The organism is Cellulomonas bogoriensis 69B4 = DSM 16987 (assembly GCF_000767165.1).
Classification (GTDB): domain Bacteria; phylum Actinomycetota; class Actinomycetes; order Actinomycetales; family Cellulomonadaceae; genus Actinotalea; species Actinotalea bogoriensis.
The window spans coordinates 1-1,042 of sequence record NZ_AXCZ01000353.1 but is presented as its reverse complement, the minus strand read 5'-3'; the positions used below and the strand labels follow the sequence as shown (position 1 = coordinate 1,042).

Genomic DNA, 1,042 nt, shown 5'->3' with positions numbered 1-1,042 from the left:
TGTCGAACAGTGCACCGCCCGAACCCGTGTTGGTGACGGTGAAGGTCGCGCCGCTGAGGTCGTCCGGGGTGGCCTTGTTGTCACGGGTGCGCGTCGCGAGGTCGCTGATCTTGCGCGCGATCCCGGCGAGGTTGAGGTCGCCCGCGTCCCGGATCACCGGCACCACCAGGCCGCGCTCGGTGTCGACCGCGATCCCGACGTTCTCGTGGCCGTGGTAGGTGATCTCCTTGCCCTCGAGCACGCCGTTGACCTTGGGGTGGGCCTTGAGGGCCTCGGTCGCGGCCAGCACGAAGAACGGCAGGAACGTCAGGTTCACACCCTCGCGAGCACGGAAGTCCTCCTTCGCGCGGGCCCGCAGCCGCGCCACCCGGGTGACGTCGACCTCGACCACGGTCGTGAGCTGGGCCATGCTGTGCAGGGCGTCGACCATCCGGTCGGCGATGATCTGCCGCAGCCGGCTCGCCTTCTCGGTGGTCCCGCGCAGCGGGGAGACCGCCGGGGCGCTGCTCCGCGCCGGGGTGGCGGACGGGCTGCTCGAGGGTTGGCTCTGCGCCCGCTCCTTCTCGGCCCGCTCCTTCGCCGCACGCTCTGCGGCCTCCAGCACGTCCTCCTTGCGGATCCGGCCCCCGACCCCCGTGCCCGTCACCGAGGCCAGGTCGACGCCCTTCTCGGCCGCGAGCTTGCGGACCAGGGGAGTGAGGTAGCCACCGCCGGTCGGGGCCGGCTGGCTCGCCTTGGCCTGCCCGCCGGTGGACGTGGCCGACGCCTCGGTGGACGTCGTCTCCTGGACCGGGTCGGGCCCGCTGTGGTCCGAGCCCGCCTGCTGCTGCTCACGGGCCTGGGCCTGGCCCGTGGAACCCTGGGAGGGCTGCTCGGCCTGCTCTGGCGCGGCCTGCTCAGCCTCCGCCTGACCCTGCTCCGACCCGGCCTGCTCCGGCTGGCTGCCCCCGCCCCCGGACCCGGGCGAGCCGATGCGCGCCAACGTGGTCCCGACCTCGGCGGTCTCGTCCTCCTGGACCAGGATCTCGGTCAGGGTGCCCGC

The 1,042-nt window shown here is 73.5% G+C and carries 1 protein-coding gene; it reads right to left on the bottom strand.

What is annotated here, in order from left to right; genetic code table 11:
- Positions 1 to 1,042, bottom strand: a 1,042-nt coding sequence (locus N869_RS15345; RefSeq protein WP_035063119.1) for a 2-oxo acid dehydrogenase subunit E2, incomplete at both ends; no start/stop codon positions are given.